Origin of the sequence: Colwellia sp. BRX9-1 (assembly GCF_014077195.1) — a bacterium.
GTDB lineage: Bacteria > Pseudomonadota > Gammaproteobacteria > Enterobacterales > Alteromonadaceae > Colwellia_A.
Genome location: NZ_JACGVM010000021.1, coordinates 36,751 through 53,001, shown reverse-complemented (window position 1 = coordinate 53,001; position 16,251 = coordinate 36,751). Strand labels below are relative to the sequence as shown.

Sequence of the window (16,251 nt, the reverse complement as noted above, 5' to 3'; positions counted from 1 at the left end):
GTATCAATAAAAACTAGCTTTGGTAGCGACAGACATTTATGAATAAATGCGGCGCAAAAGCACCGCAGTTATTAACTTTTATGGCGATGTGGTTTTAATTGCTTATTTATACTTAGCTTGTAAGTAATCAAATACGGCGCGAATACCAAAAGCTTCACCGCCAAGGGGGCGCCCTGGTAAAGCTCTGATATTAAATGCCATCACGTCAAAGTGAACCCAATCAGTCTCTTTTTTAACAAACTCTTGTAGATATAATGCCGCGGTAATTGCACCACCAAAGGGTATTGCGGCGCAATTGGTCATATCAGCAATAGAGCTTTTCAGTAAATCACCGTATGGGCTATAAAGGGGCATACGCCAGACCGGATCGCTAATTTTGCTGCCCGCTTGGGTAATACCTGCAGCAACTTCATCGCTTGTTGAGAAAAATCCTGGTAATTCTGTGCCTAAAGCAACACGCATTGCGCCAGTTAGGGTTGCAAAATCAATAATTAAATCAGGCTGTTCGGTGTCAGCTTCTGTTAGAGCATCACACAATACTAAGCGACCTTCTGCATCAGTGTTGTGAATTTCAACGGTAATACCTGCGCGTGTAGTAATAACATCACCAGGTCTTATGGCATTGCTCGACACGGCATTTTCTACCGCAGGAATGAGTACTCGTAGATTAATTGGTAGGTTATGCGACATAATTAGTTGAGCTAATCCGAGGACATGTGCAGATCCGCCCATATCTTTTTTCATATTACGCATACCAGCAGCGGGTTTTAAGTCGAGACCTCCACTGTCAAAGCAAACGCCTTTACCCACTAACGTTACTTTTGGGTGATGGCTATTACCCCAAGTTAAGTCAATTAAACGAGGTGCATGCGCACTCGCGCGACCAACGGCATGTATGGTTGGGTAATTTTGTTCGACCAGCTCATCACCAATAATTTGCTGAACTTGGCCGTGATACCTATTAGCCAAGTTTTGCGCACAGTCACCAAGATCTATTGGCATCATATCAGCTGCTGGCGTATTGACTAAGTCACGTACTAAAGTCGTTGCCTCGGCATATTTAATGGCACTGTCGACTATGGTCTGATTATTAACGGCTAAGCAGGGAAGCGGGTCATTATTTTTGTTTTTTGTTACATAACGATCGAATTTATAGGCGCCCATTAGCCATGAAAAACAGATGGCTTGTTGCTGTTCATCTTTCGCATGTAACAAATACTGACCAGGAGGAAGTTGCTTAATTAATTCGCCACAGGCAAAGAAGTGATTGGCATCTTCAACAACAAATACTGCTAGCGACAACTCCCCTTGAGTATTAGGTAATAACGCTAAACCTTCAGCTTTATAATTAGTATTGGCTAACCATGCTTGGTTTTGCTGAGTTTGCTCGCTTAACCAGTCGTTATAGTTATTTTTGTTGATGATAAAAAGTGATGTACCTTTATCGTCGGCACGTAGTAACTGATTCATGAATTTCCTTAGGACGAATTGATTGGTTTTTATGTCTTGCTAGATTGTAACCTAAGCAAGATTAAGTTGAAGTGCTATCGGATGTTTCTGGCCTAATTATAAAGTAATTATTGCGAGCATAGATGTTTGTAAGTGAAATACCCACCGAACCCTTCTGCTTTCAAGGAGAAGAGCGTAGTTTTTGGGAAGGTCAACCAGCCTATGCATCGATGCCACCGTTCTTTCATGCAGAAAAAATTAATGAGCCAATGTTGATGCTCCACGGTAAAGAAGATCCAAATTCAGGTACTTTTCCAATGCAATCAGAACGAATGTTTGCTGCTCTAAAAGGACTTGGCGGTAATGCTCGCTTGGTGATGCTACCACATGAGCAACACGGTTATCGAGCCAGAGAGTCGTTGCTCCATATGCTGTGGGAACAATATTAATGGTTAGATATACATGTGAAAAACCCCACTAATAGCGCTACCCCTGAATAAAATTTATCAGGCGCTTTACCTATCAAATAATCGTTTAAGTAAAAGCCATGTCAACTGCTTATCAGTGAGCATGGCGAATTACTCACCGCAAAATAATGATATTTTAAATTTCAGCAAATCAATAATAAGTTAGCGAATAAGGTTATGTTCATTATGAAAATCTATATAACATAAACTAATGGCGCTCTATTGTTGTTTAATTTATAGGCTGCACCTATAGTTGGTTATTGAACTTAAATGGATTCAATTTGACTTAGCTAGGATAGCGCCTTTCCTTTTTTACTCGGCTGAATCTTCACGTTCGTAAAGTCTATTTAATTTAACATTGACGTCGATATTTGGAGAAAAAAATGAGCGATAAACCCGTCTTAATTTTAATGCATGGCATTGGAATGCACACCTCTGACTCTTTTAAAGAAGACGTTGTTGAGTCAATTAACAATGCATTGGAAAGGTATCCAAGTTATAAAAAACTAAAAATTGAAAATGAATTGATCATTCATAGTATTAGTTATGACCATCTATTTGAGAAGATCCGTAAGGAAATTTCAAGCAGCAGTAAAACAGTTGAACACTTCATTAAAACTCAGCTGGCGGGTGTTGATACGCCTGACTTAATGAATAAATTGATAGGTATTGATGCCAATCTGGGGAGTGATACCTTTGAAAATACTCATGCCTTAGATGTTATCCTATATTTGTCTATATTTGGTGAAAGCGTTAGGGGCTTTGTTATCAAAGAGTTAGTGAGTATATTTGGCCAACACAGTGCAGGTACGACTTATCATTTTTTAACGCATTCTCTTGGCACGTCAGTAATGCATGACTCATTAAATAAACTCTTTCCTGATGAAAAACCGCTCGGTCAACCGCAAATATCTACCTATTGGAGTTTCGCTAATGTTAGCGATTTAGTCACGTGGGCTTCTGGTTTAACTTCACCTTATCAATCTATTGTTAAACCTGGTGTTGGCGGAATAATGAATGAATTTTATAATATCTATCATGAGTGCGACCCTATTGCTTTTGATTTATTTAGACGCTTCGATCCTAAAAATAATGGTAGTTGGATAAGTGAATCAGCGTTTGATAATGCATATCGAAAAATTGTTACTAAAGAATTTAGTCGCAAGAATACCCATTCAATTAAAGGGTACATTGAAGATCCAAAAGTATCTTATCCTTTACTTTATACATTTTTAGATGACTTCGACCCCAGCTCTACTGAGCAAACACAAGCTAATAAGGCATTTAAACATTATCAAGGAGAGCTAAATAAAATTAAAAATTATCAACAAACAGGCGGCTTTACTGCTGACATTAAGGGATTAGTGGCAGCTATCACCGGTTTTATTAGATATTTCAAGGAGGATAAACAATGAAATATTTATTGGCGGCTATTTTACTTGCCTTGATATCTTTATCTTCTTTATCTTCTTTTTCTGAAGAGCTTATTTGTCAAAAACACGACGCTACAAAAGGGAAGGTTTTTATTAATATGTATGAGGGTGTTGATGATATTTCTCTGAAAATATGTAATAAACTTCTTGATGGCTCAGAAGTCGATCAAGCGATGAATGCTTGGTTTATTAATTGGAAGGAAAAACTTTCCTTGCATGTTAAACCGCTAGAAAAAATGGGTGTCGACAGCGATTTTATCATCAACAATGCTTATCAATCGTTAACCACATTGTCGTACCCTAAAAATATTAATGCCTCAAAAAGCACTAAGACAGGAAAATATCATCTAAAGTATAACAATGAAGAAATTGCAGTTTTAGATAATGCTGACTGTAAGGGGTATGGCCCAAAAAACTGTAAGATCCTCTTTGATAATTTGCATAAGGCAATTGTTGCTCCTTTTGAATCTTCTTATAAATATGCCAATTCAAAAGCAGGTATGAATATAGCTTTAAAGAACACTGCATGGTCAAATTATTTTGAAAATTCGCGTTCACAAACGTTTATAGATTTAGCCATTAATACTTGGTATTACCAAGATAAATTAAAAGAAAACCGTTTAGTTCCACCCCCCAATAAACAGTACTTTGCCTTACATCCTTCTATTATTATGCATTACAGTGTCGATGCTGAACATGGCGAACAGATGAAAGAAGCACTTGCTATAGAATGGGCGGGGATTAATTACTGGCAGTTAAAGATACCTTTGGGACTTTCAGTCGTCTCTACCTATGCAGATAGAGTTTCAGTTAAGTCGGTATCTCACGGGGTTATGTTTCACATAAACAATACTTATTCTTTTGGTTTAACGACTAACAGCGAGCAGCAGCATGGTGTTTTTGTTACTTTAGATTTACTGAAATTATTCGAAGATAAAAAGTCTAACTATAAAAACTATCTTAACAACATAAAAGATCTGTAAATTTTAGCCTAGATATTAACGACTTCTATTGGTAATGAAGTCGTTAGTAATATTTAGGATTAACTTATTATTAATAAGGCTGGAGATCAGATAATTTAGCAAAGTAAGTATAACACCCAGGCCGAAAACCCAACTAGATCTACTACTCAAGGCTGAAAGAGAGTCTGCATATTTAAAATGTTCTAATTTAAAATAGACTCGTGTCGCAGCCATAAGAAAGAACACAACACCAAGAAATGGACCTAAACGTTTAAACCAGGAAGACACGCTTTATCCTTAGTGCATTCATAAAGATAGCATGATAGTTTATTACATATTCGCTAACTTAAGCATAGATTAAGGTAGGGAATATCTAATACAAATAACGCTAGCTTTTAATGGTGTTGGCTCATTATAGTTTAAGGATCAGCGAATAAAATGTTAATCAGGCCTTGGTGGCGAAAACCGACCATTTCTTCAGACCCCATTGTTATAATCGGTGGTGGTGCAGGAGGTTTAGAGCTTGCCACTAAACTCGGCAAGTATTTTCGAAAAACCAAACAAAAAGTTATTTTAATCGACCAAAATAGAAAACATGTTTGGAAACCACTTTTACATGAAGTCGCTTCAGGCTCACTTGACGCAGATATAGATTGTGTTGATTATTTATCCCATGGTGCGCGTAATGGTTTTTTGTTTCAGCTAGGTGTAGTTGATGGACTCAACCGAGAATCGAAGCATGTACTTTTAAAACAATTAAATGATCAAGACGGTGCTTTAATATTTCCTGCTCGCCAGGTTAAATACTCATTATTGGTATTTGCGTTAGGGTCTGTAACGAATGACTTTAATACGCTGGGAGCAAAGGAGTACTGTACATTTCTTGATACTTGTGAAAATGCAGAGCGATTCCATACTGAGTTACTTAATGCTTTTTTACGACTTAAAGGGGACGATACGCGCAGCAGTCTCAATATTGCCATTATTGGTGGTGGTGCTACAGGCGTAGAGCTTGCTGCAGAAATAGTAAAAACCTCTGAATTACTGAGAAATTATGGATATGACCATTTATCAAAAAAGAGTCTAGATATTCACATTGTAGAAGCAGGGCCTCGGATCCTTGCTGCACTTCCTGAACGTATAGCGCAAAGTGCACAACAAGAACTAGAGGCGCTTGGTATCACCGTAAATACTAACACCGCGGTTACTGAAGTTACGCCCAACAGTGTAATAACAAAAGATGGCCGTGAAATCGCTAGCAGCATTACTGTTTGGGCGGGGGGCATAAAGGGACCTGATTTTATGCAAGCTATTGGCGGTTTGGAAAGCGCAAAGAACAATCAATTACTGGTTAATCCATTCCTGCAAACTCCCTTAGACACCGATATATTTGCCCTTGGCGACTGCGCCTCATGCACGACATTAAAAGGGATAAAAGTTCCCCCTAGGGCGCAAGCAGCGCATCAAATGGCATCGACTGTCTTTACCAATATTATTGCTAAATTAGCATTGAAACCCTTAGTCGCTTATGAATATATCGATTATGGTTCCTTGGTGTCATTATCATCTTATACGGCAGTAGGCAGCCTAATGGGAAACATTAATCAACGCAGTATGTTCATCGAAGGTAAGTTGGCAAGACTGGTTTATATTGGGTTATACCGCATGCACCAAGTGACACTTTTTGGTGTGCTTAAAACCTTACTCATAGTCCTTGTTGGTAGGGTTAATAGAGCGTTAAGGCCTAACCTGAAATTACATTAACTGGTGGGTGGTGAAGATGATTGATAAAGATTTTCAGTCTCTATAGGCTTTACACCTATTTATTACCGCCATACATCAAAAAAATAATATTATCCCATTGATCAATGGGGTTAAATAAGCAGATTAGAAATATAGTAGGATATTTAAAAAATGACTTCAGCTCAAAAATTTTACTGGCAAGTTTTAACCCTAGGTAACATCAGTAGCTTTATCTTACTTTATACTATTGCTGGTTGGTTCCCTGGTTTTTTGGTGTTTTTTACCCTGACCTATTCAATAGTAGGTGCATATGATCTTACCCTAAGTAAACATACCTTAAATAGACTGTATCCTGTTCTTGCTTACTTTCGTTACTTCTTTGAATCAATACGAACAGAAGTTCAACAGTATTTTATTGCAAATAACACCGAAGAAATGCCTTTTAATCGCGAACAAAGAGATCTGGTTTATCGACGTGCAAAGTCGGTAACAGACACCATTCCCTTTGGCACTCAACGAGATTTAATGCAAACTAACTATCAAAGTATATGGCACTCGCTAGCACCAAAAACAATAAAGGATGAATCTAAGCACGTTTCAGTTGGCGGGCGACAATGTTCAAAACCCTATAAAGCGTCAAGATTAAATATATCAGCAATGAGTTATGGCTCTTTAAGTGCAGAAGCTATTGAAGCAATGAATCTAGGCGCAGGTGCAGGTGGCTTTTATCATAATACTGGCGAAGGTGGTGTTAGCCCTTATCATTTAAAGCATGGTGGAGACTTGGTTTGGCAAATAGGTACGGGGCTTTTTGGCTGTCGAAATGAATATGGCCGTTTCAATCCTGTGATGTTTGCTAAAACGGCTCAATTAGCACAAGTAAAAATGATTGAAATAAAGTTGTCGCAGGGTGCTAAGCCTGGTCATGGTGGCGTACTTCCTAAAGCTAAGATAACAGATGAAATCGCGCAGATCAGAGGTGTTAGTAAAGAAGAAGATTGTGTTTCTCCGGCGATTAACCCTGAATGCAATAGCCCATTTGAATTACTGTCATTTGTTAGCCAACTTAGAGAGTTAAGTGGTGGCAAGCCCATTGGTATCAAACTTTGTGTTGGTAACCCCGCTGAATTTTTATGTCTTGGCAAAGCCATGTTGGAAAGTAACATATACCTTGATTTTATTACGGTTGATGGCGCAGAAGGAGGCACAGGCGCTGCACCCGTGGAATTTAGTAACAGACTTGGTATGACCTGCTTGGAAGGAACCTATTTTGTTCATCAGGCACTTGTTGGATTAGGACTACGTAAACAGATACGGGTGATTTCAGCCGGTAAAACAGCTTCGGGTTTTGACATGCTTAATAAGGTTGCCTTTGGTGCTGATATTGTTAACGCGGCCCGAACATTTATGATGTCATTGGGCTGTATTCAATCTAGGCAATGTGACACCAATATGTGCCCAACGGGGGTCGCCACACAAGATAAAAATCGCTCTAAAGCCATCGATATAGAAGTAAAAGGCAAACGTGTAACCTCATTTCATCATCACACCCTAAATAGCTTCTTTGAATTATTGGGAAGCATGGGACTAGATGATGTCTCGCAGTTAACTTACAACATGATAAAACGTAGAACACCAAACGGCATGTTAGAATCTAATACCCACACAGTACCTGAACTGACTGAGAGTCAGTTAACGCAAGAAAATATTACTGGGATGTGGTTAACATGGTGGAATCAAGCCTCTAGCGATACTTTTTATGTTAATGATATTGCGCCTTTGGTACCACCTGAATTAGCCGTTAAGCAAATTTCTTAATGATTACTTGAGCGTTGCGCAATACTATTTTATTGTTATCTCTGAGGTTGAGAACCGTTTAATTATCAATGAATATTGACCATTAAAGCTCTAATATCGTGGTTCATATTATGAGCCACGATATTAGGATAGAACGTCTGCTTCATTAATAAAATAGACGGTCGTATTGATAATTACCTTAATATTTTTAATGGTTAAAAGCGGCCAAAAGACTTTTAGTATTGATAAGTCAAAAGTAGCGGGGCACTAACGACCTACTTTACCTTTAACAAGTGGCTTAAAAGAAAGCACACTATATTGCCCTTGGCTGTCATCTTTACCATTGTTGAGTATTGGCGAACGGTGAAGTTTATTAACGGTAACGTAAATTTTATCATCGTCTCCGTAACTAAAACCATCAGGCCACACAAGACGTTCATCTTTAAATAACACTTGGTAATCGCCACTAGGTTTAACCACACCAATAGCGCCGTTAGTAATATCGGTGACATATATATTGCCGCCACCATCGACAATAATACCATCAGAAATAGGCTTAGTACCGTAGTGCTGTACTTTTTCCTCTAGCTCTTTACTTGATAGACTTTCATTTATAATTGCGCTTGTGGCAACACGATATACCGATGTGCCCGACATGGAGCCAAAGTATAACCAGTCTTCATTGGGCTCAAGAGTGATTGGGTTTACACCCAAACGCGCAGCTTGCCCGCCAATTTTCATTGTGCGACCCTCAATAACTATGTCGATGTTTTCAGCACGAGTATAATGGCTGTCTTGCAGTATTCTTCGTGCGGCACCTGTTTTAAGGTTAACAGCAATAATTGCGGCTTGACTACCTTGTGCCGTGTCAGCAATATAAATATAGCCATTTTTGTTATCAACGGCTAAGTCGTTTAGAAACGACGTGTCTGTAATCGTTGGCTTTGCTAAATAAATAATTTTATCAAGCTGCTCACTTTTAGTATCCCAACCCACTAATCGCCCCGCATGATCAGGACCCGACGTATCTAGCATCCATAACACACCCTCGGCTGATACATTAATACCCAGAACACCGTAAAAACCTTTACCATTATTGTAAGCATATGCCCATTCTTCATTAGGATAAGGTTTTGTGGTGCCGTCTGGCATAAGCTCCATGATCTTTTGCTTTTGTCCATAAAATCCATGTATCGACAAAAACTTTCTTCCCGATGGCGTAATAGCAATGTTACCCGGTGGATGTTGTGCATCGAATGTAGCGACTGTGTGAAGCTCACTGTTATTGGCTAATGTCGTCGCTGTAGTGAGTAATGCTATGCTATAAGCTATTACTGAAAGTAATTTTTTCATTTTTATACCTATTATTAAGTTATTAAGTTATTAATAATTATACTTAATCGTCTTAGAGAGTCTCTTACATTTCTAGGACTGCTTTTAAAAACCTTCTAAAACAATTTTTCCAATCGATTGTCCTGATTCAAGTATTTTATGGGCCGCTCTTAGGTTTTTAGCGTTAATGGTTCCTAAGTTTTTACCGACCGTAGTTTGGATATATCCTTGGTCAATCAAGTCTGCAATTTTGTTAAGTAAGCGATGTTGCTCATTGATATCTGTTGTTTTGAACATTGAACGTGTAAACATAAACTCCCAGTGCAGGGATAAACTTTTAAATTTAAGTTTACTGATATCAAGCGACTTAGGATCGTCAATTAAGGCTATCTTTCCCATTGGAGCTAACAGTTCAACAAAGCTATCTAAATAGGAGTCAGTATGCGTTAAACTAGCAACGTGTGTTACTTGCCCTATAGCTAATTGTTCAATTTGTTCTACTAGTGATTTGGAGTGATCGATAACATAATCTGCCCCCAGTTTTTTTACCCATTTTGCAGAACTATCTCGTGACGCCGTAGCAATGACAGTTGCGCCTGTTAGTGCACTTGCTAACTGAACTAAAATCGAACCGACACCTCCCGCCGCGCCAACAATTAAAATTATATCGTTTGATTTTTTCTTTATCTCAGGATGTTGTTGTTTGATTAATAAGCGTTCAAACAATAATTCCCAAGCAGTAATCGCGGTTAATGGTAATGCAGCGGCTTCGCCATCTGATAAACTTTTTGGCTTATGACCGACGATGCGCTCATCAACTAATTGATATTCCGCGTTACTTCCTTGGCGATTTAAATCTCCGGCATAAAAGACTTTATCCCCAGGTTTAAAGTGGCTCACTGACTCACCTATGGCCACGACTTCACCAACAGCGTCCCAACCAAGCACTTTGTATTCATCGTTCTCTGCTGCAACATTTTGACGGATTTTGTAATCTACAGGGTTAACAGCGATAGACATAACCTGTACTAATAAGTCATGTCCTGAAGCTGTAGGTTGCGATAGTTCGATGTCTATTAATGATTTAGGATTACTGATCGGTAATGATTGTATGTAGCCAACTGCTTTCATGGTTTTTCTCCAAAGCTTTAAAATGGTTAATTACGGGGAGTTAACGTTAATTGTTATGGTGATTATAATGATATGACTTGATCGCTCAAATAGAAACAGCATAATGATAGAATCTTTATCAAATTATTTTTGACAATCATGCTATTAGAAGATCTTAATGTTATCTTAAAAGTTGCCGAATTTCGCAGTATTACTGCAGCGGCAGAGAGTTTAGACATGCATACAGCAACAGCTAGTGCAGCAATAAAAAGGGTTGAACGTGCGCTTGGCGTTGATCTGTTTATACGAACGACTCGAAGCTTAAGGCTCTCTGTTGCAGGTGAAAGGTATATTCCAAATTGTCAGCAAGCATTGCAAATGCTTGACGTAGCTAAGCAAAATGTTAAAGATGATTTAGACATTATTGATGGTGAATTAAGAATTTCTATCCCCTCAGATTTAGGTCGGAATTTAGTATTACCTTGGCTTGATGAATTTATGGAAGAGCACACAGGGATCAGTGTTAAATTACATGTCAGTGATAGCAATATTGATTTCTATAGGGATCCCGTTGATATTGCCTTGCGCTATGGTTCACCAAATGATGCCAACCTTTACGGTTTTAAAATCTGTAATGTACCACGAGTTATTTGTGCAACACCTCAGTACCTAGAAGCGCATGGTATACCCAAGCATCCTAATGATTTGACCACACATAACGGTCTTCTATATAAGTTACATGACATTGTTCATGATGTATGGGAATTCTCTTATAAAAGTGAGTTTATTAAAGTCAAAATGAAAAGTAATCGCGTTTCAAACGATGCTGACCTAGTCAGGCGTTGGTGTGTAAGTGGTAAGGGAATAGCTGTAAAATCTAGTTTAGATATGTCATATGACTTGCTGAGTAACCAACTTGTGACACTATTAACTGGCTTTGTCCCTAAGCCAACAGAATTATGGATTATTTGCCCAAGTAGACAGACCATTACTCCGGCAGTTCGCCTGCTTAGAGAACACTTAAAAATAAAGTGTAACTATGTTCTTACTCAACTTATAAACAAAGGTATTTTAGCTCAAGCGGATGTCTACTAATTGAGCATTCTATTTGATTTAAATGAGCGATTTTATTGATTTGAGGTTTGATGGTAATCCTCAATGCTTTAGAGGCTAGTGACGACAATGTAGTATTCTTGTGTATAAATAGGTGAAATACCAACGGCAGTAATAAGCTTGCAGGAGAGCTTTTTAGCTAAAAATAATTTCCTATGATTGGCAATAACGTCATCCGTCACTCAATTATATTAACATGACTTTAGTGCCTGTTATTGACGTAATGAACTGAAAAGCTTAATGTCTTCTTTGACTACTGAGCTGTCAAGTATGGAATACATTTAACGTAATAAAAAGGACATCGATGAAACATCTTTTATTAACTATATTAACCACTACTTTAATCGTGCTTAGCGCTTGTGGCGGCGGTGCTGATAAAAAAACACCAGAGATTAATATATTGCCACCGGTTGAGGAAGGCTTCACCTTACAAAATATTCGCTTTGATTCAAGAGATTATTATGAAGGAGAGCAGGTTACTGTTACAGAAGGTACTCGCTTTGAAGTTCAGTGGGTATCACCGACTTCTGCAGCCTACAGAATAGATTTATACTTATCGATTAATGGCGACGTATATTCTGACGATAATAAAATAGCCGGGCTTAAATGTGGTAGCGCTTCTTTCTCACTCTGCCCAAACGCAACAGGTGAAGTTCAATGTGTAATTGATGACAACAGCTTATCTTGCTCTTTTGGAAACAAATCTGTAGGAAGCGAGTCTTTTCAAGATAATGACCTATCAAGCTTAAGGTTTATTATAAGAGGTTGTGATGCCCTCAGTAACTGTGATGTAAAAACGTTTAATTTGTCAGTACAAAATAATATGGGTAATTAAAATCAACGTTTATTAAAACCGCTCTCAAAGGTAGATATCAACAGGCAGAAAATAGATGTTTCACCTAATCCAAGCCCACCAATAACTGCCAGCAAGGCTACCATAGATGTCGTTCATCATAAAAAGGCTAATGCTACTTTTGTCTGCTTATCTGACAAACTAGGCATTATAATTAATAATCTCTTAAACAGTTTATAGTACCGACTTAATAGATAACTCGTACGAAGTTGCCTATGATTGTTCACATATCATGAATAAACTCTTATAATACTCTGCGTATGGTTTTTAAGGGTTTTTATGTTTAAAGCAGTGTTAAGAATGTTTATTATAGCAATGATGCTTGTTGCCTTCGTTGGGCAAGCAATTAGCTTTAATACTGCTATGTCTTGTGAAAATTCAGAAAAATCTCTTTCTTTTGACACCAGCGAAAAAGTAAAACATTACGGTTTAAATACAGCTAGTAAAGCTAACCCAAAAGACTGCTGTGGTATCGAATGTTGCGATGTTAATTGTACTTGTATTGTTAATGCATGTTCATCAACTGTATATTTTAATACTGTCGTTCACTCAGCTAAAATAACTATCTTAGCTGAAGCTTTTTATATGCAACAATTTGAGCAGCTTAAATCTATTTCTCCCTTGCTCTATCGGCCTCCTATTTTTACCTCATAAAAACTTAGAATAACAAAGATTGTACAACTCATCACTTTTCAAGTTAATTAGCGCCCTTGTGCTGAATTATTATCAAGTAATACCTGAGGTAAAAATGTTTAAAATATCATTAAAAACGGCAGTAGCCATGCTGTTAATCCCTGCGTTTTCTTACGCGAATGAAAATAACAATGAAGATGAACACGACAAAGAACACCATGAACATAACGATAACAAAATTGAAAAAATTCAAGTAAGCGCTTCTCGTTTAGGTCGTATCGTTACTGAATCGGCAACACGAACCGAAATTATTAATGGGGAAGAAATACAAGAAAAAGCGCTAATGCGTCCAGGGAATATCTCCATGTTAGTGGCTGAAACGGGTGGCGTTAGAGTGCAAACTACCTCGCCTGCGTTAGGAAGTTCCAACATTCGACTGCAAGGAATGTATGGTCGTTACACACAGCTCTTAAGTGATGGTTTACCCTTATACGGTGGTCAAACCGCTTCAATTGGCCTGTTGCAAATTCCACCTACAGACCTTGCAAATGTTGAAATAATTAAAGGGTCTGCTTCTTCTCTTTATGGTGGCTCAGCACTTGGAGGAGTGATTAATCTAATTTCACGCACACCTTCAGATGTTTATGAGGGCGAAGTGTTACTTAATGCTACGTCTAAAAATGGTCAAGATATCACTTCATACTTTGCCGCTCCTTTAACTAGCGCTTTAAGTGCATCGATTACTGCTGGAGTTCATCATCAAGAAGAGCAAGACTTAGATAACGATGGCTGGATTGATTTGGCTGGCTACGAAAGGCACAGTGTCCGACCTCGTTTCTATTGGCAGCAAGATAATGGTGCAAACCTTTACGTTACCTTGGGTGCAATGAAAGAACAAAGAGATGGTGGTACTTTAGGTGACGCTACTTTACCTGATGGTAATAGTTTTCCTCAAACACAGGGTACGCTTAGAACCGATGTTGGTTTCATATATGACCGCCCATTGGGGCAGGTGATGACTATTAATGTCCGTGGCTCGGCAATGAAACAAGACCACGAGCATGAATTTGGTCCTGTTCAAGAGGATGATAGCCATACAAGCAGCCTGATTGAGTCGAGTTTGTCAGGGTATTCTGATAAAGCGGCATGGCTAGTTGGCTTAGCACTACAGTCTGAAAAGTTCGAATCTGATACCTTTTCTGAATTTAATTATTCCTATCAAGTGCCGGGACTATTTTCGCAACTAGATTATGAAGTCAGTGATGATATTTCTATGTCGCTTAGTGCACGTGCTGATTGGCATAATGAATACGGAACACAAGTAAGCCCGCGAATTTCATTATTATACAACCAAGAAAGCTGGTCGGTTAGAGGGGCATATGGGCAAGGTTTTTTCGCACCAAGTCCTTTTATTGAAGATATTGATGAAGCCGGTTTATCTCGACTTGCGCCGCTAGAGAGTCTTGATGAGGAGCGAGCATCTACCGCATCTATAGATTTTAGCTATGTGCTGGGCAGTGTAGAAACTAGCCTAACATTATTTGCGTCAGATATTGATAACGTTACTGAGTTAGCTGTGATTAATAGTGATGATGCTTCAAGAAAGCAAGTTCTTATCGTCAATGCTGCTGGCGAAAGTAACATTAACGGTGCTGAATTATTACTACGCTATCGCTGGCAAGATATTAAATTTACCGGTAGCTATCTATACATAGACGCCACTAAAGAAAGAGATCCGCAATTTGGCCGAGTACCCTTAGCGTTAACCCCTAAACATTCGGCTGGTCTTGTTGTAATGTGGGAAGAACATGGTAGTCATATGGTAGGATTTGAAGCTTACTATACGGGTACACAACAACTTGAAAACAACCCATATCGAGAGCGAAGCAGCCCTTATTGGCACTTAGGGCTGCTGGGTCAAATTACCATCGGACAAGTAAGTTTTTTTGTTAATGCTGAAAACTTGTTAAATGTGCGACAAACAAAGGATGACTCTTTAGTATTACCCGAACAAGCACCTAGCGGTCGATGGACAACCAACATTTGGTCAAGAAACGATGGTTTTACTGTTAATGCTGGTTTACGTTTTAAATTTGGCGGTTAAAACCATACTATATTAGTATAACGATTTGTTGGATTGACCATATTGTATTAAGTGTTTTTAGAGGGGATACCGGCAGTTTTAGCTGTCCCCTGATTCGAATAACGGGTGCTTTGGTGATCTTAAATGAGCTATTAGGGGCTTCTAATGGCTAGCGTTTAGTTCTCATCGTCACCCTAAACCCTAAATAGGGATTAGGGTGCTAAGTTTATCAGTCTCACTCAGCCACAACTGAGATAAAGAATGTAAAACCTCAAGTCTATAATGTAACATTAGTCAGCGTTAACAGGTTACTCGATTAACCCATCAAAAAAATGCTCATAATGAAGATTAACTATTTAGGGATCTTTAGTTTAAATTTTGATTGTTTAACATGAGACTGTCTCTTTGATATTCAGCGCCAGTTAGGCGCTATTTATTTAAATAAGCGATAAGGTTATTGATTGTAATGAAGTTCAATGACTAGTTAACATAAAACTCTATATACTATAATCTAAGAGGATTAGTACCAAGTGGTCAATTTGTATTTAGGATTGTGATGAAAGTTAAGTTGAAGTCTGACGAAAAAATTAAAAAAATTAGCGATAAAGAAATATACCAAGAAATTTTTGATGCAATATTATCGTTTCGTTTACGCCCTGGTACTCGGCTGACTGAAGAAAATTTATCAAAAATATTCAATGTGGGTCGTACAACGATTCGTAGTGCTTTACTGCGACTTTCTCAAGACCATATTATTGAAATTCAACCGAACAAAGGGGCATTTATCGCAAGTCCGACCGTTAAACAAGGTAAAGATATTCTTGAAGCTCGAAAATTAATTGAAGTAGAGATTGTTAAAGATGTCATTAAGCATGCAACGCATAGTGACTTCGACTTATTGAAAAAAATAGTTAAATCAGAAGAAAATAATATCAAACGTGAACATATGGTTGAAGGTATTCAACTCGGTGGCGACTTCCATTTGATGCTGGCGAAGATATCAAAAAACACCACGCTTGAGCGCATTCTGACAACCTTAATACCGCAAACCTCTTTAGTGATTGTACTGTATGAAAACCCTGATGCGCCTAAATGCTCGCATTTTGAACACTTCGAGCTTATCGACGTAATGGAAAAAGGTCAGGTTGAAAAAGCTACAGCACTTATGTATCAACATATTCATAGTATTGAGACGCGTTTAAATTTAGATGAAAAAGAATTTACTAACGATTTAGTTGATATATTTAAAAAACGTTAATGCGTTAACGGTTAGGTC

The 16,251-nt window shown here is 38.2% G+C and carries 12 protein-coding genes and 1 pseudogene; 10 read left to right on the top strand and 3 right to left on the bottom strand.

Annotated features, from left to right (window positions below; all coding sequences use genetic code 11):
- Positions 1–102: 102 nt before the first annotated feature.
- Positions 103–1,470 (bottom strand): M17 family metallopeptidase, encoded by a 1,368-nt coding sequence (locus H4J76_RS16470; RefSeq protein ID WP_182216218.1) that lies wholly within the window; start codon positions 1,468–1,470, stop codon positions 103–105.
- A 149-nt stretch (positions 1,471–1,619) separates the two neighbouring features.
- Between H4J76_RS16470 and H4J76_RS16465 the strand changes: the two are divergent.
- The 5 genes and pseudogenes from H4J76_RS16465 to H4J76_RS16445 form a co-directional block, all read left to right on the top strand.
- Positions 1,620–1,898 (top strand): annotated as a pseudogene (locus H4J76_RS16465) (alpha/beta hydrolase family protein); the annotation flags it as partial.
- Between the two features lie 401 nt (positions 1,899–2,299).
- Positions 2,300–3,331, top strand: a complete 1,032-nt coding sequence (locus H4J76_RS16460) for a hypothetical protein (protein WP_182216220.1) — start codon at positions 2,300–2,302, stop codon at positions 3,329–3,331.
- Entirely contained in the window at positions 3,328–4,332 is a 1,005-nt protein-coding gene (locus H4J76_RS16455; RefSeq protein WP_182216221.1) for a hypothetical protein, read from the top strand. The genes H4J76_RS16460 and H4J76_RS16455 overlap by 4 nt, the downstream gene beginning before the upstream one ends.
- A 417-nt stretch (positions 4,333–4,749) precedes the next feature.
- Positions 4,750–6,075: an NAD(P)/FAD-dependent oxidoreductase gene (locus H4J76_RS16450; protein WP_182216223.1), complete on the top strand. Its 1,326-nt coding sequence runs from the start codon at positions 4,750–4,752 to the stop codon at positions 6,073–6,075.
- Positions 6,076–6,225: 150 nt separating this feature from the next.
- Complete coding sequence (locus H4J76_RS16445; RefSeq protein WP_182216225.1) at positions 6,226–7,872, top strand: FMN-binding glutamate synthase family protein; 1,647 nt, start codon at positions 6,226–6,228, stop codon at positions 7,870–7,872.
- A gap of 246 nt (positions 7,873–8,118) precedes the next feature.
- On the opposite strand, the gene H4J76_RS16440 is transcribed toward H4J76_RS16445, so the two are convergent.
- Together H4J76_RS16440 and H4J76_RS16435 are read right to left on the bottom strand one after the other, a co-directional pair.
- A complete protein-coding gene (locus H4J76_RS16440; RefSeq protein ID WP_182216226.1) occupies positions 8,119–9,204 on the bottom strand; it encodes an L-dopachrome tautomerase-related protein in 1,086 nt (361 codons plus the stop codon).
- Between the two features lie 84 nt (positions 9,205–9,288).
- Positions 9,289–10,314 carry a zinc-binding alcohol dehydrogenase family protein gene (locus H4J76_RS16435; RefSeq protein WP_182216228.1) on the bottom strand — a complete coding sequence of 342 codons (1,026 nt, stop codon included), beginning with the start codon at positions 10,312–10,314 and terminating at the stop codon, positions 9,289–9,291.
- A 138-nt stretch (positions 10,315–10,452) separates the two neighbouring features.
- Between H4J76_RS16435 and H4J76_RS16430 the strand changes: the two genes are divergently transcribed.
- The 5 genes from H4J76_RS16430 to H4J76_RS16410 all read left to right on the top strand — a co-directional run bounded on the left by H4J76_RS16430 (position 10,453) and on the right by H4J76_RS16410 (position 16,233).
- Entirely contained in the window at positions 10,453–11,388 is a 936-nt protein-coding gene (locus H4J76_RS16430; protein WP_182216230.1) for a LysR family transcriptional regulator, read from the top strand.
- Between the two features lie 322 nt (positions 11,389–11,710).
- Complete coding sequence (locus H4J76_RS16425; protein WP_182216231.1) at positions 11,711–12,241, top strand: hypothetical protein; 531 nt, start codon at positions 11,711–11,713, stop codon at positions 12,239–12,241.
- A gap of 297 nt (positions 12,242–12,538) precedes the next feature.
- A complete protein-coding gene (locus H4J76_RS16420) occupies positions 12,539–12,913 on the top strand; it encodes a hypothetical protein (protein ID WP_182216233.1) in 375 nt (124 codons plus the stop codon).
- 94 nt (positions 12,914–13,007) lie between these two features.
- Positions 13,008–14,996: a TonB-dependent siderophore receptor gene (locus tag H4J76_RS16415; RefSeq protein WP_182216234.1), complete on the top strand. Its 1,989-nt coding sequence runs from the start codon at positions 13,008–13,010 to the stop codon at positions 14,994–14,996.
- A gap of 535 nt (positions 14,997–15,531) precedes the next feature.
- On the top strand, positions 15,532–16,233 hold the full coding sequence (locus H4J76_RS16410) for a GntR family transcriptional regulator (protein ID WP_182216236.1): 702 nt from the start codon (positions 15,532–15,534) through the stop codon (positions 16,231–16,233).
- The last annotated feature ends 18 nt before the right edge of the window (positions 16,234–16,251 follow it).